At 72.1% G+C, this 17,854-nt stretch carries 16 protein-coding genes and 1 pseudogene; 13 read left to right on the forward strand and 4 right to left on the reverse strand.

Annotated features, from left to right (window positions below):
* Positions 1–166: 166 nt before the first annotated feature.
* Together ABZ495_RS05285 and ABZ495_RS05290 are read left to right on the forward strand one after the other, a co-directional pair.
* The gene (locus ABZ495_RS05285; protein WP_359834501.1) at positions 167–547 is read left to right on the forward strand and encodes a TipAS antibiotic-recognition domain-containing protein; all 381 of its coding nucleotides are present in this window, start codon (positions 167–169) and stop codon (positions 545–547) included.
* Positions 548–762: 215 nt separating this feature from the next.
* Positions 763–1,368: pseudogene (locus tag ABZ495_RS05290) on the forward strand (YhjD/YihY/BrkB family envelope integrity protein); the annotation flags it as partial.
* Between the two features lie 255 nt (positions 1,369–1,623).
* On the opposite strand, the gene ABZ495_RS05295 reads toward ABZ495_RS05290, so the two are convergent.
* Together ABZ495_RS05295 and ABZ495_RS05300 are read right to left on the reverse strand one after the other, a co-directional pair.
* Positions 1,624–2,343: an ABC transporter permease gene (locus ABZ495_RS05295; protein ID WP_329492288.1), complete on the reverse strand. Its 720-nt coding sequence runs from the start codon at positions 2,341–2,343 to the stop codon at positions 1,624–1,626.
* Between the two features lie 47 nt (positions 2,344–2,390).
* Complete coding sequence (locus tag ABZ495_RS05300) at positions 2,391–3,317, reverse strand: ABC transporter ATP-binding protein (RefSeq protein ID WP_359804422.1); 927 nt, start codon at positions 3,315–3,317, stop codon at positions 2,391–2,393.
* 301 nt (positions 3,318–3,618) lie between these two features.
* On the opposite strand from ABZ495_RS05300, the gene ABZ495_RS05305 reads away from it, so the two are divergent.
* The 8 genes from ABZ495_RS05305 to ABZ495_RS05340 are packed head-to-tail and all read left to right on the forward strand — an operon-like array spanning position 3,619 to position 10,449.
* Positions 3,619–4,461: an HTH domain-containing protein gene (locus ABZ495_RS05305; protein ID WP_329490026.1), complete on the forward strand. Its 843-nt coding sequence runs from the start codon at positions 3,619–3,621 to the stop codon at positions 4,459–4,461.
* A gap of 9 nt (positions 4,462–4,470) precedes the next feature.
* The gene (gene sufB, locus ABZ495_RS05310) at positions 4,471–5,886 is read left to right on the forward strand and encodes a Fe-S cluster assembly protein SufB (protein ID WP_329490027.1); all 1,416 of its coding nucleotides are present in this window, start codon (positions 4,471–4,473) and stop codon (positions 5,884–5,886) included.
* A 57-nt stretch (positions 5,887–5,943) separates the two neighbouring features.
* The gene (sufD, locus tag ABZ495_RS05315; protein WP_329490028.1) at positions 5,944–7,191 is read left to right on the forward strand and encodes a Fe-S cluster assembly protein SufD; all 1,248 of its coding nucleotides are present in this window, start codon (positions 5,944–5,946) and stop codon (positions 7,189–7,191) included.
* 5 nt (positions 7,192–7,196) lie between these two features.
* Entirely contained in the window at positions 7,197–7,514 is a 318-nt protein-coding gene (locus ABZ495_RS05320; protein WP_352288157.1) for a bifunctional 3-phenylpropionate/cinnamic acid dioxygenase ferredoxin subunit, read from the forward strand.
* 6 nt (positions 7,515–7,520) lie between these two features.
* Positions 7,521–8,285 carry a Fe-S cluster assembly ATPase SufC gene (sufC, locus tag ABZ495_RS05325; protein ID WP_359804421.1) on the forward strand — a complete coding sequence of 255 codons (765 nt, stop codon included), beginning with the start codon at positions 7,521–7,523 and terminating at the stop codon, positions 8,283–8,285.
* 35 nt (positions 8,286–8,320) lie between these two features.
* The gene (locus ABZ495_RS05330) at positions 8,321–9,568 is read left to right on the forward strand and encodes a cysteine desulfurase (RefSeq protein ID WP_329492289.1); all 1,248 of its coding nucleotides are present in this window, start codon (positions 8,321–8,323) and stop codon (positions 9,566–9,568) included.
* 16 nt (positions 9,569–9,584) lie between these two features.
* Positions 9,585–10,046 carry a Fe-S cluster assembly sulfur transfer protein SufU gene (sufU, locus tag ABZ495_RS05335; protein ID WP_329490031.1) on the forward strand — a complete coding sequence of 154 codons (462 nt, stop codon included), beginning with the start codon at positions 9,585–9,587 and terminating at the stop codon, positions 10,044–10,046.
* Positions 10,047–10,068: 22 nt separating this feature from the next.
* Positions 10,069–10,449: a metal-sulfur cluster assembly factor gene (locus ABZ495_RS05340; protein ID WP_359804420.1), complete on the forward strand. Its 381-nt coding sequence runs from the start codon at positions 10,069–10,071 to the stop codon at positions 10,447–10,449.
* A gap of 308 nt (positions 10,450–10,757) precedes the next feature.
* Here ABZ495_RS05340 and ABZ495_RS05345 read toward each other — a convergent pair whose 3' ends face one another.
* Complete coding sequence (locus tag ABZ495_RS05345; protein ID WP_359834503.1) at positions 10,758–12,089, reverse strand: MFS transporter; 1,332 nt, start codon at positions 12,087–12,089, stop codon at positions 10,758–10,760.
* 366 nt (positions 12,090–12,455) lie between these two features.
* On the opposite strand from ABZ495_RS05345, the gene ABZ495_RS05350 reads away from it, so the two are divergent.
* Positions 12,456–14,120, forward strand: coding sequence for a hypothetical protein (locus ABZ495_RS05350; protein ID WP_359834505.1), 1,665 nt, complete (start codon positions 12,456–12,458; stop codon positions 14,118–14,120).
* 52 nt (positions 14,121–14,172) lie between these two features.
* Here the strand turns inward: ABZ495_RS05350 and ABZ495_RS05355 are convergent, their stop codons facing one another.
* A complete protein-coding gene (locus tag ABZ495_RS05355) occupies positions 14,173–14,616 on the reverse strand; it encodes a VOC family protein (protein WP_359834507.1) in 444 nt (147 codons plus the stop codon).
* A 223-nt stretch (positions 14,617–14,839) separates the two neighbouring features.
* On the opposite strand from ABZ495_RS05355, the gene ABZ495_RS05360 reads away from it, so the two are divergent.
* Both ABZ495_RS05360 and ABZ495_RS05365 read left to right on the forward strand, forming a co-directional pair.
* Complete coding sequence (locus ABZ495_RS05360) at positions 14,840–15,985, forward strand: hypothetical protein (RefSeq protein ID WP_359804417.1); 1,146 nt, start codon at positions 14,840–14,842, stop codon at positions 15,983–15,985.
* 340 nt (positions 15,986–16,325) lie between these two features.
* Positions 16,326–17,807 (forward strand): alkaline phosphatase PhoX, encoded by a 1,482-nt coding sequence (locus ABZ495_RS05365; RefSeq protein WP_329490038.1) that lies wholly within the window; start codon positions 16,326–16,328, stop codon positions 17,805–17,807.
* The last annotated feature ends 47 nt before the right edge of the window (positions 17,808–17,854 follow it).

Here is a 17,854-nt window from a genome sequence, read left to right on the forward strand (position 1 = left end):
GCCGAACCGGGCCGGGCGCTCGGCGCCGGGCCGAACAAAACGGATTGCCGCCCCTGCGGGGGTGTGCCACTGTTCGGCCGGGACCGAGCAGTTGATCAACGTCGGCAGGTCGGTCGGGCCCCGGGGAATTCGCCGACGGGGCACAGGAATCACGGGAATCGGTGCCATGGGGAATCAGTACGAGGACGAGTGTCGCCGGGCGTTGGCCGGGGAGCAGGCGAAGAGCCTTGCCGAGACCGACCACTGGGAGCACGTGGACCGGGACCGGGTCCACCAGGACTGGGACGCGCTGTACAAGGAGATCGCGGCCGTTGTGGAGGGCTCCCTGCCCGGGGACCCGCAGATCCAGGAGTTCGTCGGCAGGCACTTCGACATCGCCTGCCGGTTCTACGTCCCCACCAGGAAGGCCTACGTCGGCATGGCGCTCTTCTACGCGGAGAACGACGACATGAGGGACTTCCACAATTCCTACCACCCCAGGATGGTGGAGTTCCTGGGGGAGGCGATGGGCATCTTCGCCGAACGCGGGACCGGCTTCGCCCCGTAGAGCGGGACCCGCCGCTAAGGCCGCGTCGCGGGCTCCCGCCGACGGCCGGGCGGGCTACGCTCGCAGCCAGCACGGGACCGAGGAGATCCGAGGAGGGCGCGACGGCCCGGACCAGCCGCGAACGCGTCATCAGAACGCTGACGTTCTGGCTTCGCCCGGCCTTCGCCCTGCGCTGCGTCAGCCGTTTCCAGAAGCTCGTGGGCTTCGACCGCTCGATGGCCCTGGCCGCCGGAGCGCTGGCGGCGACCGTCCCGCTCTCGATCCTCACCGGCGGCGTCCTGGCGCGCACGGGGCACGCGGACACGGCGGAGCGGATCATCGGCCGCTACCAGCTCACCGGGGAGGGCGCCGATGCCATCCGGCAGGTGTTCGCGCCCTCGTCCGGCACGGCCGCGACCGTCGGTGTCTTCGGAGCGGTGTTCCTCGTGATCTCGGTGCTGAGCTTCGCCCGGGCGGTCCAGCGCCTGTTCGAGCAGACCTGGGAGCTCAGACCGCTCAGTGTGCGCAACACGCTGAACGACCTGTGGTGGGTGGCCGGTCTCACCGGCTACCTGATGGCCACCGGTCTGGTCTACGGCTTCCTCGGCCGGGGGCGCCTGCAGCTGGGGGCGGCCGCGGCCGAGGCACCGGTGACCGCGGCCTTCCTCGTCTGGGGCGGCTGGATCCTCACCGCGCGGCGGGTCGCCTGGCGGGCCCTGCTCCCGTTCGGTGTCGTCGGGGGCGTCCTGGCGGCGGTCTACTCGGTGGGTGCGACGGTCTACCTACCGCACCTGTTCAGTTCCTCGGCCGCCCGGTACGGCGCCGTGGGCGCCGTCTTCGCGACGCTCTCGGGACTCTTCGGCGCCATGCTCGTCACCGTCGGCTCGGCCGCGCTCGGCCGGGAGGTGCGTGACGAGCTCGTCGGTATCGCCCGGGGTGAGCGTCCGCCCGACGACGAGATCCGCCGCGAGTGGCACACCGTGATCGAGCAGGCGCGGTCGCGGTGGCCACCACCCGGCGGCAGATCGCCCGCTACCGCCGGTCCAAGGACCCGGACGAGCCGGGCGGGCCCTGACCCTCGGGGCGCGCCCCGAGGGTCACTCCCAGCGGAAGAAGCGGGCGGCGGCGGCCAGGGCCACGACCGCCCAGGCGCCCAGGATGCCGAGGTCGGCCCAGGGCACACCGGCGCCGGTCTGGAGGACCGAGCGGAGGCCGTCCGACAGCGCGGCGATCGGGAGCAGCTCCAGCACCGACTGGACGGCGGCCGGGAACCTGCTCAGCGGCACGATCACGCCGCCGGCCAGCAGCAGCAGGACGAAGACCAGGTTGGCGGCGGCCAGCGTGGCCTCCGCCCTGAGGGTGCCGGCCATCAGCAGCCCGAGGCCGGAGAAGGCCGCGGTGCCGAGGACGAGCAGGGCGACGACGCTGAACGGGTCGCCGTGCGGGGACCAGCCGAGGGCGAGCGCGATCACGCTCAGCAGGGCGACCTGGAGCGCCTCGGTGACCAGCACGCAGCCGGTCTTGGCGGTGAGCAGCGCCCAGCGCGGCAGCGGGCTGGCGCCGAGCCGCTTCAGCACGCCGTAGCGGCGTTCGAAGCCGGTGGCGATGGCCTGCCCGGTGAACGCGGTGGACATCACGGCCAGCGCCAGCAGGCCGGGTGCCAGGAAGTCGACGCGCTTGCCGGGGCCCTCGACGGCGACGATGTCGACGGCGGAGAAGAGCACGAGCAGCACCGTCGGGATGATGACGGTCAGCAGCAGCTGTTCGCCGTTGCGCAGCAGCATCTTCGTCTCGAAGGCGGTCTGCGCGAGCAGCATCCGGCCGACCGGGGCGGCGCCGGGCGCGGGCGAGTAGTCGGTGGTCGTCACGAGCGGAGGTCCCGTCCGGTCAGGTCGAGGAAGACGTCTTCGAGGCTGCGGCGCTGTACGGCGAGCCGCTCGGGGAGGATGCCGGAGGCCGCGCACCAACCGGTGACGGTGGCCAGCAGCTGCGGATCGACGGGCGCCTCGATGCGGTAGCTGCCGGGGCAGGCCTCGGTGGCGGTGGCGCCGTCGGGCAGCTCCTTGAGCAGCGGGGCGAGGTCGAGCCCGGGCGGGCCGTCGAAGCGCAGCGAGGACTCGGCGCCGCCGCGGCAGAGCTCGTCCGGGGTGCCCTCGGCGATCACCCGGCCGCGGTCGACGACGGCGACCCGGTCGGCGAGCTGCTCGGCCTCGTCCATGTGGTGGGTGGTGACGACCACGGTGACGCCGTCCCGGCGCAGGTCGCGGACCAGCTCCCAGGTGGCGCGGCGGGCCTGCGGGTCGAGGCCGGCGGTCGGCTCGTCCAGGAAGACCAGCTCGGGCCGGCCGACCACGGCCATCGCCAGGGCGAGCCGCTGCTGCTGGCCGCCGGAGAGCCGGCGGTAGGTGGTCCGGCCGCAGGAGCCGAGGCCGAGGCGTTCGACCAGGGCGTCCACGTCCAGCGGGTGGGCGTGCAGCTTGGCGGTGTGCCGGAGCATTTCGACGGCGCGCGCTCCCGCGTACACGCCGCCGGACTGCAGCATCACGCCGATCCGCGGGCGGAGCTCGGCGCCCTGGGCGACCGGGTCGAGGCCGAGGACGCGGACGGTGCCGGCGTCGGGGCGGCGGTAGCCCTCGCAGATCTCGATGGTGGTGGTCTTGCCGGCGCCGTTGGGACCGAGCACGGCGGTGACGGCGCCGCGCGCGAGGGTCAGGTCGAGACCGTCCACCGCCGTCTTGGTGCCGTAGCGCTTGACCAGCCCGGTGACCCGGACCGCGGGTTCGGAATGCATACCGGCGAGTGTATGAGGCGCGAACACGGCGGCCCGGGGCGGGAGGCCGCGCCGGGGCCGGACGCGGCACCGGACGGGCGGCCGAAGGGGTGGTGGGTGCAGCGGTCGACGGCCTGGTCGGCGGGCCGTCCGGAGGGCCGCCGGGGGGCGAGGAGGGCCGGAACGACCGCCGGAACCGGCGCCAGGTGATCGTTTTCGCAGGTCAGGTAAGGCTTACCTGCGTGACAGATGACACGAGTGAGGCCTGCATCACGGCTTGTCCCGGCGGAAGTAATTACGCAACAATCGTGTTGTGAAAAACATGCGCGAGCACTCCCCGCAGCAGGAGGCCGAGTCGGCCCCCGGCTGCGCCGTGCCCGCGAACGCGACCGAGGTGCTGCTCGACGGTCACCGCGCGACCCGGGACCGGGTGGCCCGGTCGATCCTCGACCACGGTCCGTCCTCCGCCGCCGACCTGGCGAACCGGCTCGGTCTGACGACCGCCGCCGTCCGCCGTCACCTGGACGGCCTAGCCGCCGCAGGACTGGTCGACGCCCGTGAACAGCGGGTCTACGGCAGCCGCGGCCGGGGTCGCCCGGCCAAGGTCTTCGCCCTCACCGAGTCCGGTCGGGACGCCTTCTACCAGGCGTACGACCAGCTCGCGGCCGACGCGCTGCGCTGGATCTCCGACGCGGTGGGCGGCGGCGCGGCGGGCGAGGAGGCGGTCGCCGCCTTTGCCCGCGCCCGGTTCGGCAAGCAGGGTGAGAAGTACCTGGACGCCCTGCGCCAGGCCGAGGCCGGTGAGCGGACCGAGGCACTCGCCCGGGCGCTCAGCGCCGACGGGTACGCTGCCACGGTGCGGCGGGTTCCGTCGGCCGCGGCGAAAGCCCCGGCGGGCGCCCAGCTCTGCCAGCACCACTGCCCGGTCGCGCACATCGCCGAGCAGTTCCCGCAGCTCTGCGAGGCGGAGACCGAGGTCTTCTCCCAACTGCTGGGCACCCATGTGCAACGGCTGGCCACCATCGCCCACGGCGACGGGGTCTGCACCACCTATGTGCCGGCACCCGGTGCCGCATCGTCGCCCTCCCTGCGCAGCGCGGGTCCGGGTTCCGGTGCAGTGCCGACTGCCGGTACGTCCACCGAAGATTCAGCGTCCGCGCGTTAGGAAGCTCGCATGACTGACACCGTTTCGCACCCGGAGCTCGAAGGCCTGGGCACCTACGAGTACGGCTGGGCCGACCCGGATGCCGCCGGCTCCGTCGCCAAGCGCGGGCTCAGCGAGGACGTCGTCCGCGACATCTCGGCGAAGAAGAGCGAGTCCGAGTGGATGCTGAACCTGCGGCTCAAGGGCCTCAAGCTGTTCGGCAAGAAGCCCATGCCCACCTGGGGCTCGGACCTCACCGGCATCGACTTCGACAACATCAAGTACTTCGTGCGCTCGACCGAGAAGCAGGCCGAGTCCTGGGAGGACCTGCCCGCCGACATCAAGGCGACGTACGACCGGCTCGGCATCCCGGAGGCGGAGAAGCAGCGGCTGGTGGCCGGTGTGGCCGCGCAGTACGAGTCCGAGGTGGTCTACCACCAGATCCGTGAGGACCTGGAGGAGCAGGGTGTCATCTTCCTGGACACCGACACCGCGCTGAAGCAGCACCCGGAGATCTTCGAGGAGTACTTCGGCACCGTCATCCCGGCCGGCGACAACAAGTTCGCCGCGCTGAACACGGCGGTGTGGTCGGGCGGCTCCTTCATCTACGTGCCGAAGGGTGTCCACGTCGACATCCCGCTGCAGGCCTACTTCCGGATCAACACCGAGAACATGGGCCAGTTCGAGCGGACGCTGATCATCGTCGACGAGGACGCCTACGTCCACTACGTCGAGGGCTGCACCGCGCCGATCTACTCCTCGGACTCGCTGCACTCCGCGGTCGTGGAGATCATCGTCAAGAAGGGCGGCCGCTGCCGCTACACGACGATCCAGAACTGGTCGAACAACGTCTACAACCTGGTCACCAAGCGCGCCGTGGCGTACGAGGGCGCGACCATGGAGTGGATCGACGGCAACATCGGGTCCAAGGTCACCATGAAGTACCCGGCCGTCTACCTGATGGGCGAGCACGCCAAGGGCGAGACCCTGTCGATCGCCTTCGCCGGTGAGGGCCAGCACCAGGACGCCGGCGCCAAGATGGTCCACATGGCGCCGAACACCTCCTCCAACATCGTCTCCAAGTCGGTGGCGCGAGGCGGCGGCCGCACCTCCTACCGCGGTCTGATCGAGATCGGCGAGGGCTCCAAGGGCGCGAAGTCCAACGTGCTCTGCGACGCCCTGCTGGTCGACACCATCTCCCGCTCGGACACCTACCCGTACGTGGACGTCCGCGAGGACGACGTGTCGATGGGCCACGAGGCGACCGTCTCCAAGGTCAGCGAGGACCAGCTCTTCTACCTGATGAGCCGGGGCATGACCGAGTTCGAGGCGATGGCCATGATCGTCCGCGGCTTCGTCGAGCCGATCGCGCGCGAGCTGCCGATGGAGTACGCGCTGGAGCTGAACCGGCTGATCGAGCTGCAGATGGAGGGCTCCGTCGGCTGACGCACAGCCGCACGCAGTCCAGCCACCAACTTTGAGGAAGAGAGCACTACGACAGCCATGGCTGACACGCCTTTGAATGTCGCTGGGACCACCGCCGGTTCCACCACCGCCGGTTCGATCGAGGTCGGCACCGCCGGGGCGGGCGCGCAGCTCGCCGGCCCCGGCACCGGCCGCGCGACCGTCCAGCAGCCGATCGACGCCCGCGTCGCCGTCAAGCCCTCCTTCGAGGTCGGCGACTTCCCGGTGCCGACCGGCCGCGAGGAGGACTGGCGGTTCACCCCGCTGCACCGCCTGAAGGGCCTGCACGACGGCAGCGCCGCCGAGGCGGAGAAGGGCGCGGACAAGGTCGAGCTGAGCCTGCCGGACGGCGTCACCGCCGAGACCGTCGGCCGCGACGACGCCCGCCTGGGCAAGGCCGGCAAGCCGGTCGACCGGGTCGCCGCCCAGGCGTTTAGCGCCTTCGAGCAGGCGCTCGTGGTCACCGTGCCCAAGGAGACGGTGCTCACCGAGCCGGTGAAGATCGACGTGCACGGCGAGGGCGGCACCCGCTTCGCCCACGTGGTGATCGACGTCAAGCCGTTCGCCGAGGCCGTCGTGGTGATCAACCACACCGGGACGGGCACCCGCGCGGCCAACGTCGAGCTGCTGCTCGGCGACGGCGCCAAGCTGACCTTCGTCTCCGTCCAGGACTGGGACCGCGACGCGGTGCACACCGCCCAGCAGACCGCCCTGGTCGGCCGGGACGCCTCGCTGAAGTCCGTCGTGGTCACCTTCGGCGGCGACGTGGTCCGCATCCACCCGCGGGTCTCCTACTCCGCTCCCGGCGGCGAGGCCGAGCTGTTCGGCCTGTACTTCGCCGACGCCGGCCAGCACCTGGAGCACCGTCTGGTCATCGACCACGACACCCCGCACTGCCGCTCCAACGTCGTCTACAAGGGCGCGCTGCAGGGCCAGGACGCGCACGCCGTCTGGGTCGGCGACGTGCTGATCCGCGCCGCCGCCGAGGGCACCGACACCTACGAGCTCAACCGCAACCTGGTGCTCACCGACGGTGCCCGGGTCGACTCGATCCCCAACCTGGAGATCGAGACCGGCGAGATCGTCGGGGCCGGCCACGCCTCCGCGACCGGCCGCTTCGACGACGAGCAGCTGTTCTACCTGCGGGCCCGCGGCATCCCGGCCGACGAGGCCCGCCGCCTGGTGGTGCGCGGCTTCTTCGCCGAACTGGTCCAGCAGATCGGCGTCGCCGAGATCCAGGAGCAGCTCATGGAGAAGATCGAGGCCGAGCTGGAAGCGGCGGTCTGAGGCCGATGAGTTTTCTCCGTGCCTGCGCGCTGAGCGAGCTCCAGGAGGACGTGCCCCGGCGCGTCGACCTCAACGGCGTGCCCGTCTCCGTCGTCCGCACCGACGAGGGGGTGTTCGCGATCAACGACACCTGCTCGCACGCGAACGTCTCGCTGTCCGAGGGCGAGGTCGAGGACTGCATGATCGAGTGCTGGCTGCACGGCTCCAGCTTCGACCTGCGCACCGGCAAGCCCTCCGGACTGCCCGCCACCAAGCCGGTCGCTGTCTACCCCGTAAAGATCGAAGGGGACGATGTGCTCGTCTCCGTCAACCAGGAGTCCTGAGTACATATGGCAACCCTTGAAATCCGCGACCTGCACGTCTCCGTCGAGGCGGAGACCGGCCCCCGGGAGATCCTGAAGGGCGTCGACCTGACCGTGAAGCAGGGCGAGACCCACGCGATCATGGGTCCGAACGGCTCCGGCAAGTCGACCCTGGCGTACTCGCTGGCGGGACACCCCAAGTACACCGTCACCAGCGGCTCGGTGCTGCTGGACGGCGAGGACGTCCTGGAGATGTCCGTCGACGAGCGGGCCCGGGCCGGTGTCTTCCTGGCCATGCAGTACCCGGTCGAGGTCCCCGGCGTCTCGGTCTCCAACTTCCTGCGCACCGCCGCCACCGCCGTCCGCGGCGAGGCCCCGAAGCTGCGGCTCTGGGTCAAGGAGGTCAAGGCGGCGATGGCGGCCCTCCAGATGGACCCGGCCTTCGCCGAGCGCAACGTCAACGAGGGCTTCTCCGGCGGTGAGAAGAAGCGCCACGAGATCCTCCAGCTGGAGCTCCTCAAGCCGAAGATCGCGATCCTCGACGAGACCGACTCCGGTCTGGACGTCGACGCGCTGCGGGTCGTCTCCGAGGGCATCAACCGGGTCCGCTCGACCGGCGAGGTCGGCACCCTGCTGGTGACCCACTACACCCGCATCCTGCGTTACATCAAGCCCGACCACGTCCACGTCTTCTCGGCCGGCCGCATCGTCGAGTCCGGCGGCGCCGAGCTCGCCGACAAGCTGGAGGAAGAGGGCTACGAGTCCTACGTGAAGGGTGGCGCTTCCGAGTGATCCATACCCCCGAGACGAGTGGCCCCGCCACGGGCCTGCCGGGTCTGCTCGACACCGACGCGATCCGCAAGGACTTCCCCGTCCTGCAGCGCCTGCTGCACGACGACAAGCCCCTGGTCTACCTGGACAACGCCGCCACCTCGCAGAAGCCGCGCCAGGTGCTGGAGGCGCTGAACGCCTACTACGAGCGGCACAACGCCAACGTGCACCGCGGCGTCCACGTGCTCGCCGAGGAGGCCACGGCGCTGTACGAGGGCGCCCGTGACAAGGTCGCGGCCTTCGTCAACGCGCCGAGCCGCAACGAGGTGGTCTTCACCAAGAACGCCTCGGAGTCGCTCAACCTGGTCGCCAACATGCTGACCTGGGCGGACGAGCCGTACCGGGTGGACGCCGACTCCGAGATCGTCATCACGGAGATGGAGCACCACTCCAACATCGTCCCGTGGCAGCTGCTCTCGCAGCGCACCGGCGCGAAGCTGAAGTGGTTCGGGCTGACCGACGAGGGCCGGCTCGACCTGTCCAACATCGACGAGCTGATCACCGAGAAGACCAAGGTCGTCTCCTTCACCCTGGTCTCCAACCTGCTCGGCACGGTGAACCCGGTCGAGGCCATCGTGCGCAAGGCCCAGGACGTCGGTGCGCTGGTCGTCATCGACGCCTCGCAGGCCGCGCCGCACATGGTGCTGGACGTGCAGGCGCTGGAGGCCGACTTCGTCGCCTTCACCGGCCACAAGATGCTCGCCCCGACCGGCATCGGCGTGCTCTGGGGCCGCCAGGAGCTGCTGGAGGACCTCCCGCCGTTCCTCGGCGGCGGCGAGATGATCGAGACCGTCACCATGGGCTCGTCCACCTACGCCCCGGCGCCGCACAAGTTCGAGGCCGGCACCCCGCCGATCGCCCAGGCGGTCGGGCTCGGCGCGGCCATCGACTACCTGTCGAACATCGGCATGGACCGGATCGCCGCGCACGAGCACGCCATCACCGCGTACGCGGTGGAACGGCTGCTGGAGGTCCCGGACCTGCGGATCATCGGTCCGCGCACGGCCGTGGACCGGGGCGCCGCGATCTCCTTCACGCTGGGCGACATCCACCCGCACGACGTGGGCCAGGTGCTGGACGAGCAGGGCATCGCCGTGCGCGTCGGCCACCACTGCGCGCGGCCGGTCTGCCTGCGGTACGGAATTCCCGCGACCACGCGGGCGTCGTTCTACCTGTACTCGACGCCGGGCGAGGTCGACGCCCTGATCGACGGCCTGCACCACGTCCGGAACTTCTTCGGCTGACGGGACGGCCCACGACATGAAGCTCGACTCGATGTACCAGGACATCATCCTGGACCACTACCGCAACCCGCACGGCAAGGGGCTGCGGGACGGCGACGCCGAGGTGCACCACGTCAACCCGACCTGCGGGGACGAGATCACCCTGCGGGTGCGGCTCGACGGGGCCACGGTCGTGGACGTCTCGTACGAGTCGCAGGGCTGTTCCATCAGCCAGGCCAGTGCCTCGGTGCTGAACGACCTGGTGGTCGGCAAGACCGTCGGCGAGGCGCAGGCCGTCCAGGAGGCCTTCCTGGAGCTGATGCAGAGCAAGGGCCAGGGCGAGGGGGACGAGGAGGTGCTGGAGGACGCGGTGGCGTTCGCCGGCGTCTCCAAGTACCCGGCCCGGGTCAAGTGCGCGCTGCTCAGCTGGATGGCCTGGAAGGACGCCACCGCCAAGGCCCTGGCCGAGCAGCCCGCCGTGCACGACCTGAACGACTGAAGCAGAAGAGGAGGACAGACACATGAGTGACACCGAGACGCCCGCCCCTTCCGCTGAGGAGGGTCCGACCGTCATCGTCGGCACCACCGCCGGCACCGTCTCCGTCGAGGACCTGACCGAGGCCCTGATGGACGTCGTCGACCCCGAGCTGGGCATCGACGTCGTCAACCTGGGCCTGATCTACGGCATCCACATCGACGAGTCCGACGTGGCCACCATCGACATGACGCTCACCTCGGCGGCCTGCCCGCTGACCGACGTCATCGAGGACCAGGCGAGGACCGCCACCGACGGCCTCGTCCAGGACCTGCGCATCAACTGGGTCTGGATGCCGCCGTGGGGCCCGGACAAGATCACCGACGACGGCCGCGAGCAGCTCCGCGCCCTCGGCTTCAACGTCTGACGGACGTCCTGCGTCAACCCACTGCCGCGCGAGTCTCCCCTTCGGGGGAATCATTCGCGCGGCAGTGGTATATCCGCGAGCGGGCGGCCACGCTGGTGCCGCGACCGCGAAGGCCTGTTCGGTGAGCCGGGCCGGGGCGAGGGGAGCTACCGGGTGCTCGGCGAGTGGAAGTTCGGTGAGCCGCTGCGGCTCCCGGAGCCGGTCGGGTTCGAGGTCTCCACGGAGACCTGGAAGCCCTGGGCGGAGTAGGGCTCGAGAACGCCGCTGCCCGGTACGGGATCCGTACCGGGCAGCGGCCTTCCCGTCGGTCAGGCGGTGCGGGGCCGGCGGCCGACGGCGACGGCCAGGGCGACGCAGAGGACGGCGGCGAGGCCGACGAAGCCGCTGGTGGCCGGGAGCAGGCCGTAGCGCTGGACGAGGGCGCCGACGCCGACGATCGGCAGCGAGCTGCCGAGGTAGACGATGACCCAGAGGGAGCTGAGCTCGGAGCCCCGGCGTTCCGGGTTCATCGCGGCCACCGCGCCGGTGAACAGAGAGCGGAAGGCGACCCCCTGGCAGGAGCCGCCGAGGACGCTGCCGATGAACAGCAGCGCCGGCGTGCCGGTGTACTGGGCGGTGACGACCAGGCCGAGGCCGGTCGCCAGACCGGTCATGCCGAGGGCGATGACCAGCCGGTCGGCGGTCGGCGGGACGAGCAGCTGGGCCACGGCGGAGGAGCCGAGCAGCAGCGCGGCCACCACGGCGCCGGTCAGCCGGGAGTCGGTGTGCAGCAGCTTGGCGGAGAAGGCCGGGGCCAGGCTGAGGTAGACGCCGAAGACCGCGTAGGAGATGAACCCGGCGGCCGAGGCCAGCAGGAACGCCCGGCGGCCGGTAGACGGCAGGGCGAGGCGCTGCGGGCGCAGGTGCGCCGGGGTGGTGATGCGCGGCGGGGAGGCCGGCGGGCGGCTGCGGCCGGGCATCCGGGGGTGGACCAGGGCGAGCGGCACACAGAGCGCGAGCAGGGCGACGGCGTGCAGCAGGAAGGGCGTCATCAGCGGGTCGGAGCCGCCGGCCAGCAGGGCGCCGACCACCGGGCCGATCGCCACGCCGCCCGCCGAACAGGCCAGGGTGAGCTTGGCCGCCAGCGTGGGGCGGTCGGGCAGCAGGTCGCCGAGGGCGGCTCCGGCGGCGCCGGTGGACAGGCCCACCGCGACGCCCTGGACGGCGCGGCCGAGGGCGAGCTGCCAGAAGCTGCCCGAGGTGGCGAAGACGACGTCCCCGGCGGCGGCCAGGGCCACGGCGGGCAGGATCAGCGCGCGCCGGCCGAGGTGGTCGGACCAGTGGCCGACCGCGGCGAGCACCGGGACCAGCGCGAACACGTACACCGTGAAGAGGATCGTGGTGTCGAGCGCGGTCAGCGAGAGCCGCTGCTGGAGCAGCGGGTAGATCGGCGTGGCCAGGTTGGCACCGATCAGCATGAGGAGGAGGGCGCCGGCGACGAGGCCGACACGGACGCCGCGGAGCGCGTTCCATCGGCTGATCGCGGCGAGCTGGAGCTGGGCGCGCGGGGCGAGCTCCAGGGGAAGCAGGGCCTCCGACAGTCGGCGTCCGTCGAACTGCGCGGTGCGCAGGCCGGAGCCGGCAGGGGAGAGGTCCGCCATGGCAGGGGTCTCCTGTGGCCGGGCACCACCAAGGTCGGCGGGGTGTGCCGGCGCGCCCGTCCGGTGGCGCTGTGGTGGTGGCCTCGGTGCGGGGACTTCCTGGTGGAGCGGGTGAGCATGGGACCCTCCGTCCCGGAGCCGGGCGAGGAGGGTGGAGGGGCTTCGTTGCCCGGTGGCCCGCGCGGGGTGTGCACGGTGCCGATTCGAAGGATAAGGGGTGGGCGCACGGTTGCGGCGCGCGCCCCTGGAGGCCGGGCATCGGGGGTGCCCGGCCTATACGCTGAGGTGGTGGACCGGCACAGGGAGCTGATCCACTGCGGCCGGAACGGATCGGCCGACCGCTGGCGGTAGGGAGAACGCGCGACAATGGCCGGACGACGTCGTAAGAACGCTGGGGCTTCGTCGGCGGGTGCGCCGGACGAGGGGGCGGTCGGCGCTGTGCTGCCCGCCGACCTGGAGCTGCAGGACCTCTATGGGGCGTTCGCCGCGCACGGGCTGGACGACGAAGACCTGGACGACGCCGCCGTGCTGGTGCCGCCGGTCCGGCTGCCGGCCGAGTCCGAGCTGGCCGACCAGGCGAAGGCCGTGCCGATGTTCGGGTACGCGCTGAAGCTGGCCCGCTGGACGGCCCCGCACCGGGAGGTGGACGAGTTCGGCGACCTCACCGGTCCGGACCGGGCGCCCGCCGCCCGGCTGCTCGGCCTCGCGCCCGAGCAGGGGGAGGCGCCGGAGGAGGCCGTGGTCGAGGCGATGCGGGCCTGGTCGCTGGCCTGCGACCTGGACCTCATCGAGATCGGCACCACCGCCGCCGGTGAGCACGTGGCCATTCCCGGGCCGGACCTGGAGCCGGCCGAGCGGGGGGACGCGGAGACCGTCCTGGAGCTCTGGCTGACCGCCGCCGGGATCGTCCGGGAGCTGGCCGTGGAGGCCGACTCGCTGCCGGAGGAGGAGGCCGCCGAGGAGGCGGCCGAGCGCGCCGGGGCCGCGGCGGAGCCGGAGTCGGAGGATGACGACGACGAGGAGCGGCTGGCGCGGGTCGAGGAGGCCCGGGAGGAGGCCGCCGAGCTGCTCGACGAGGCGCTCCAGGTGCTCTACGAGACGACCGCCTTCGCCGACCCGGGCACCGAGACCGTGCCGCTGGGCGTGCTGGCCGCGCTGCTGGTCGTCCCGGAGGGCGAGGAGCCGAGCGAGGAGCTGCTCGGCGACATCACCGATGTGATGGTCGCGCTGGACCCGATGCTGAACGACCTCGCCGAACTCGGCGTGCTGGACTACCGCCCGATCGACCCGGAACTGTTCGACGAGGAGGAGGGGCAGGAGCCCCTCGGCGGCGGGGTCGGCGACGAGCCGCTGGACGAGGAGGAGTCGGCCCGCTTCGGCCTGGTCCGGCTCACCCCGCTCGGCCAGTACGGCATCCGGCAGTGGCTGCTGGAGGACGGCTACGACGCGCCGCTGGTCGGCGAGCTGGCCCAGGGGGATGCCGCCGAGCTGCTGCGCGGGATCTGCGAGGCCGCCAACGTGCTGCCCGAGGAGGAGCTGCAGGTCTGGGTGACCGACCGGGAGCCGGTGGACGCGGCCCGCGAGCTGCTCGCGGCGTCGCGCGGCAACGACGCGTACGCCCCGATGCGCCGGATGCTCAGCCGGCTGGCGCTGGGCATGATCGGCCGGCCCGCCGAGCCCGCCGTCCGGGAGGTGCTGGACGACCCGGAGCTGGGCGGGGCCGCGCGGGCCTGGCTGGTGGATCTCGGCGCCACCGATGTGCCCGCGCCGGAGCGGGGGATGGCGCTGTGGACGGTGATCGACACCTTCGCCGCCCAGCTGCTCGACACCGGCGGCGACGCCGAACTGCTTCGCGAGCTGATCGCCGACCTGCCGGTGACCGGCAACCCGGCGAGCTACTTCGGCGAGCTCTGGCGGGTCGACCACCCCTACACGGCGGACGTGCTGGAGGCGGTCGGCGAGCTGCACCTCGACCGGACGGTGGCCAAGGAGGCCCGCAAGGCGGCCTTCAAGGCGCGTTCGAAGAGCTGAGGGCCCAGGGGGCGTGCGGGGCCGGACCGGCCGGGGCGGGGCGCCCGGCCGGTCACGGCAGGTCCAGTGAGCCCTCCGCGGTGAACGGGAAGAACGGGTTGTGGGCCAGCTCCCACAGGTGGCCGTCCGGGTCCTCGAAGTAGCCCGAGTAACCGCCCCAGCTGGTCGCGGTCGGGGGCTTGACCACCGTGGCGCCCGCCTCGACGGCCCTCCGCAGGGCGGCGTCCACGCGCTCGGTCGACTCCAGGTTCACCGCGAGGGTGACGCCCCGGAACGACGGCTCGCCGAGGGCGGGGACCCCGGCGTCGGCGGCCAGCTCGTCGGTCGGGAAGAGGCCGAGCACCGAGTCGGCGGTGCGGAACCAGACGATCTCCGGGCTGGAGACCGACGAACGGCGCCACCCGAGGTCCTCGTAGAACCGGGCGCTGCGGTCGAGATCGGTCACCCCGAGGGTGACGATGCTGATGCGGGCGGGAAAGTCCTGGGTTGCTGTCATGCCCGACAGCGTAGGAAGCGGCACTGACAAACGCGCGTCCTGACACGACGGCGCGGGTGGCGATCCGTCCGGCGGGGCAAAGGAGCTGATGACCCGGCAGGTCGGGCCACGTATCGTGTCCCGCAGGCGGTGTGCGGGCGGCGAGGACACGGGGGTGCGGCGCGGGATGACGCGGGAGAGCGGTGGCAGGCAGGACGGTCTCCGGGGGGACGGCGCGCGGTGGATGGACCCGTGCGGACGGGAGGACCGCTTCACCGACCAGGAGGAGTTCTCCCGCCGCACCCTGGCCGCGGCCGGCTTCCCGGTGTACGGCGTCGTGCGCGGCGCCGACCCGGGCGGTGACGCGCTGACCGCGTTCGAGACCTGTGACGGCCGGCTGTCCTGGGTCGAGGTCTGCTCCGGCGACTGGACCTCCGCCGACGGCCCGTACGTCACCGTGCGCACCTACCGTCCCGGGGCCGACCGGCCGGGCGCGCTGCCCGAGCTGGAGGACGTGGTCGAGGACGAGCGCGACCGGGTCTACGAGCAGCTCGGCGTCGACGAGGGCGACTGCCCCGGCCGGGTCCGGGCGCTGCGCGAGTGGATCACCGTGGACGGCGAGCCGTGCGCGGTGGAGGTCCACGAGGACCTCCGCGACCCCTGGGACCGGCCGGACGCCCCGCTGCCCGGCCTCGGCGCCACCCCCGGTGCCGGCCCGGTCTGGGCGGGCCGGTTCCGGGTGGACGGGCTGACCGTCACGGTCTGCGGGCGCGGCGTGGGGCCGGGCAGCCTCGAACTGGCCCCGATCGAGGACGTCGAGCGGCATCTGCGCGGCCGGACGGCGCTGCTGCGCGGCCTCGCCGCCCGCCGGGCCCGGTACGTCCCGGTCGAGGAGCGCGAACTCCCGCCGACGGTCGGGCTGGAGGCGCACCGGGCGGTGATCGAGCACGGCATCGCCGAGTCCGCGGCGATCGAGGCGCAGGTCCGGGCCGGGCGCACGCCGCGGCTGCCGCGCGGGCTGCGCGGCGAGACCGGCGCGCTGCGCTGGGAGGCCGCGGTCCGCCAGCAGATGCGGCTCGGCTCGGAGAGCCGGGAGGAGGCGGTCGCGGCGGTCACCGCGATGGTCAACCACCTCAACCGGCTGTCCCGGCAGACCCAGTGGGTGGTCGGCACGGTGGAGGGGGCGGCCGCGGTCGAGGAGGTCATCCGCTACACGGTCTTCGCCAGCGAGGTGGCGAGCCTGCCCGCGCAGCGTGCCTGGGAGCAGCTCTGGCGGGACCGGGCGGACGGTGCCGGCGCGGCCGGCGACGGCTGGGAGGAGGAGCGGATCGGCGAGCAGCTCTGGCTCGCGGCCTGGGAGCAGTGGCGGGCGGCCCGCGCGGGGCGGTGAGGGCCGCCGACGGACCACCGCGCCGGGTGCCGCGCCGTTCCGCGGCTGTTCGGTGGCGCTGTTCTCCGGCTCCGTTCGGCGGCTGTTCGGTGGCGCTGTTCCGTGGCACTGTTCCGCGGTTCTGTTCTGCGGCGCGGCCGTGACCTGCGGTGCACGCGGCAAAGAACGGGTCATGGATTCGAATACGGTCGGCAAATGAACACCCTGACGCGGTGTCCGCTTCACCGGGCGTTCATCACACCGGCGGAGTCTGCAGGCGTCGACGAGCTACCTCGACACCTCGCACGCCACGTACCGGGCTCCGCTCCGGTCGGCGCCCCACCTCTCAGGAGTGACTCACATGTCGCTGTCCCGTCGGGACTTCGTCAACCGTTCCACCCTCGTCGGGGCCGGCGTGCTGATCGCCGGTAGCGCCGAGGCGCTGGCCAGTGCCCCGGGCGCGATCGCCGCCCCGGTCGGCGGCGAGGTGCGGGACGCCGCGACCGCCGACGCCGAGCGTGCCGCGGTCGGCTACGGCGCGCTGGTCAAGGACCCGGAGAACCTGCTCGCGCTGCCCAAGGGCTTCAGCTACAAGGTGGTGAACCGCGCGGGCGTCACCAAGTTGCGCACCGGCGAGTTCACGCCCAGCAACCACGACGGCACCTCCGCCTTCGAGGACGAGCGCGGCGGCAACCTGCTGGTCGTCAACCACGAGCTGAGCGGCGCCCGCTCCGGCTGGGCGTACCCGGTGCCGTTGACCGAGGGCCACGTCTACGACCCGGGCGCGGCCGGCGGCTGCACCATCGTGCACGCCAAGCGCAATGGCACGGTCGAGCAGTGGGTCGGCATCGCCGGCACCTCCACCAACTGCGCCGGTGGCGTGAGCCCGTGGGGCACCTGGCTGTCCGGCGAGGAGACCGAGGACAAGGCCGGCAAGAACGGCTTCACCAAGGACCACGGCTACATCTTCGAGGTCGACCCGTTCGACGACGAGTACAACCTCGACCCCAAGCCCGTGAAGGCCTTCGGCCGTTACGCGCACGAGGCCGTCGTGGTGGACCCGAAGCGCGGCCACGTCTACCTGACCGAGGACGCCTCGAACCCCAACGGGCTGCTGTTCCGCTGGACCCCGCCGGCCGGCTTCAAGCACGGCCGCTACCAGCTGCGCAAGCTCGCCGACGACGCCGGCACGCTGGAGGCCTTCAAGGTCTTCGACGCGCAGGGCAAGTTCATCGACGACCTGTCGCGCGCCACCAAGGTCGGCACCACCTACGGCGTGGACTGGGTCAAGGTCCAGGACCGCGACGCCAGGACCGTCTCCGTCCGCAAGCAGTTCAAGGACGGCGAGGTCACCCGCGCCCGCAAGCTGGAGGGCATGTGGTGGGGTGACGGCGGCTTCTACTTCGTCTCCAGCTTCGCCCGCTCGGAGAGCCCGCTCCAGCACGACGGCCAGGTCTGGTTCTTCAACCCCGTCCGCCGCACCATCACCCTGAAGGTGCTGCTCGGCGTCAACACCGACGTCTGGGGCGACCACGACAACTTCGACGGCCCGGACAACATCACCGTCTCGCCGTACGGCGGCATCGTGATCGCCGAGGACGGCGAGGGCGTCTCGCACCTGTTCGGTGCCACCGAGGACGGGCTGACCTACCCGATCGCCCGCAACGAGCTCAACATCGGCTCCGCCGAGAAGCCGGAGTTCAGCGAGTTCACCGGCGTCACCTTCTCGGACGACGGCAAGACGCTGTTCGCCAACATCCAGACCCCGGGCATCCAGCTGGCCATCACCGGCCCGTGGCACCGCCTGAACGAGCACAAGCGCGGTCAGGGCTACGGCGCCTGATCAGGCTGAGGCCGGGAGGGGCCCGCTCCGGCGGGCCCCTCCCGGCT

It is taken from the genome of Kitasatospora sp. NPDC005748, assembly GCF_040630735.1.
In the GTDB taxonomy this organism is placed as follows: Bacteria; Actinomycetota; Actinomycetes; order Streptomycetales; family Streptomycetaceae; genus Kitasatospora.

Bases quoted from the DNA above. Each gene is read 5' to 3' on its own strand.
- ABZ495_RS05295 (WP_329492288.1), bottom strand. From the start codon at position 2,343: ATGCTGCTCGCGCAGACCGCCTTCGAGACGAAGATGCTGCTGCGCAAC.
- ABZ495_RS05355 (WP_359834507.1), bottom strand. From the start codon at position 14,616: ATGACAGCAACCCAGGACTTTCCCGCCCGCATCAGCATCGTCACCCTC.
- ABZ495_RS05285 (WP_359834501.1), top strand. From the start codon at position 167: ATGGGGAATCAGTACGAGGACGAGTGTCGCCGGGCGTTGGCCGGGGAG.
- sufC (WP_359804421.1), top strand. From the start codon at position 7,521: ATGGCAACCCTTGAAATCCGCGACCTGCACGTCTCCGTCGAGGCGGAG.
- sufB (WP_329490027.1), top strand. From the start codon at position 4,471: ATGACTGACACCGTTTCGCACCCGGAGCTCGAAGGCCTGGGCACCTAC.
- ABZ495_RS05305 (WP_329490026.1), top strand. From the start codon at position 3,619: ATGCGCGAGCACTCCCCGCAGCAGGAGGCCGAGTCGGCCCCCGGCTGC.
- ABZ495_RS05360 (WP_359804417.1), top strand. From the start codon at position 14,840: ATGGACCCGTGCGGACGGGAGGACCGCTTCACCGACCAGGAGGAGTTC.
- ABZ495_RS05365 (WP_329490038.1), top strand. From the start codon at position 16,326: ATGTCGCTGTCCCGTCGGGACTTCGTCAACCGTTCCACCCTCGTCGGG.
- ABZ495_RS05350 (WP_359834505.1), top strand. From the start codon at position 12,456: ATGGCCGGACGACGTCGTAAGAACGCTGGGGCTTCGTCGGCGGGTGCG.
- ABZ495_RS05340 (WP_359804420.1), top strand. From the start codon at position 10,069: ATGAGTGACACCGAGACGCCCGCCCCTTCCGCTGAGGAGGGTCCGACC.
- sufD (WP_329490028.1), top strand. From the start codon at position 5,944: ATGGCTGACACGCCTTTGAATGTCGCTGGGACCACCGCCGGTTCCACC.
- ABZ495_RS05320 (WP_352288157.1), top strand. From the start codon at position 7,197: ATGAGTTTTCTCCGTGCCTGCGCGCTGAGCGAGCTCCAGGAGGACGTG.
- ABZ495_RS05345 (WP_359834503.1), bottom strand. From the start codon at position 12,089: ATGGCGGACCTCTCCCCTGCCGGCTCCGGCCTGCGCACCGCGCAGTTC.
- sufU (WP_329490031.1), top strand. From the start codon at position 9,585: ATGAAGCTCGACTCGATGTACCAGGACATCATCCTGGACCACTACCGC.
- ABZ495_RS05300 (WP_359804422.1), bottom strand. From the start codon at position 3,317: ATGCATTCCGAACCCGCGGTCCGGGTCACCGGGCTGGTCAAGCGCTAC.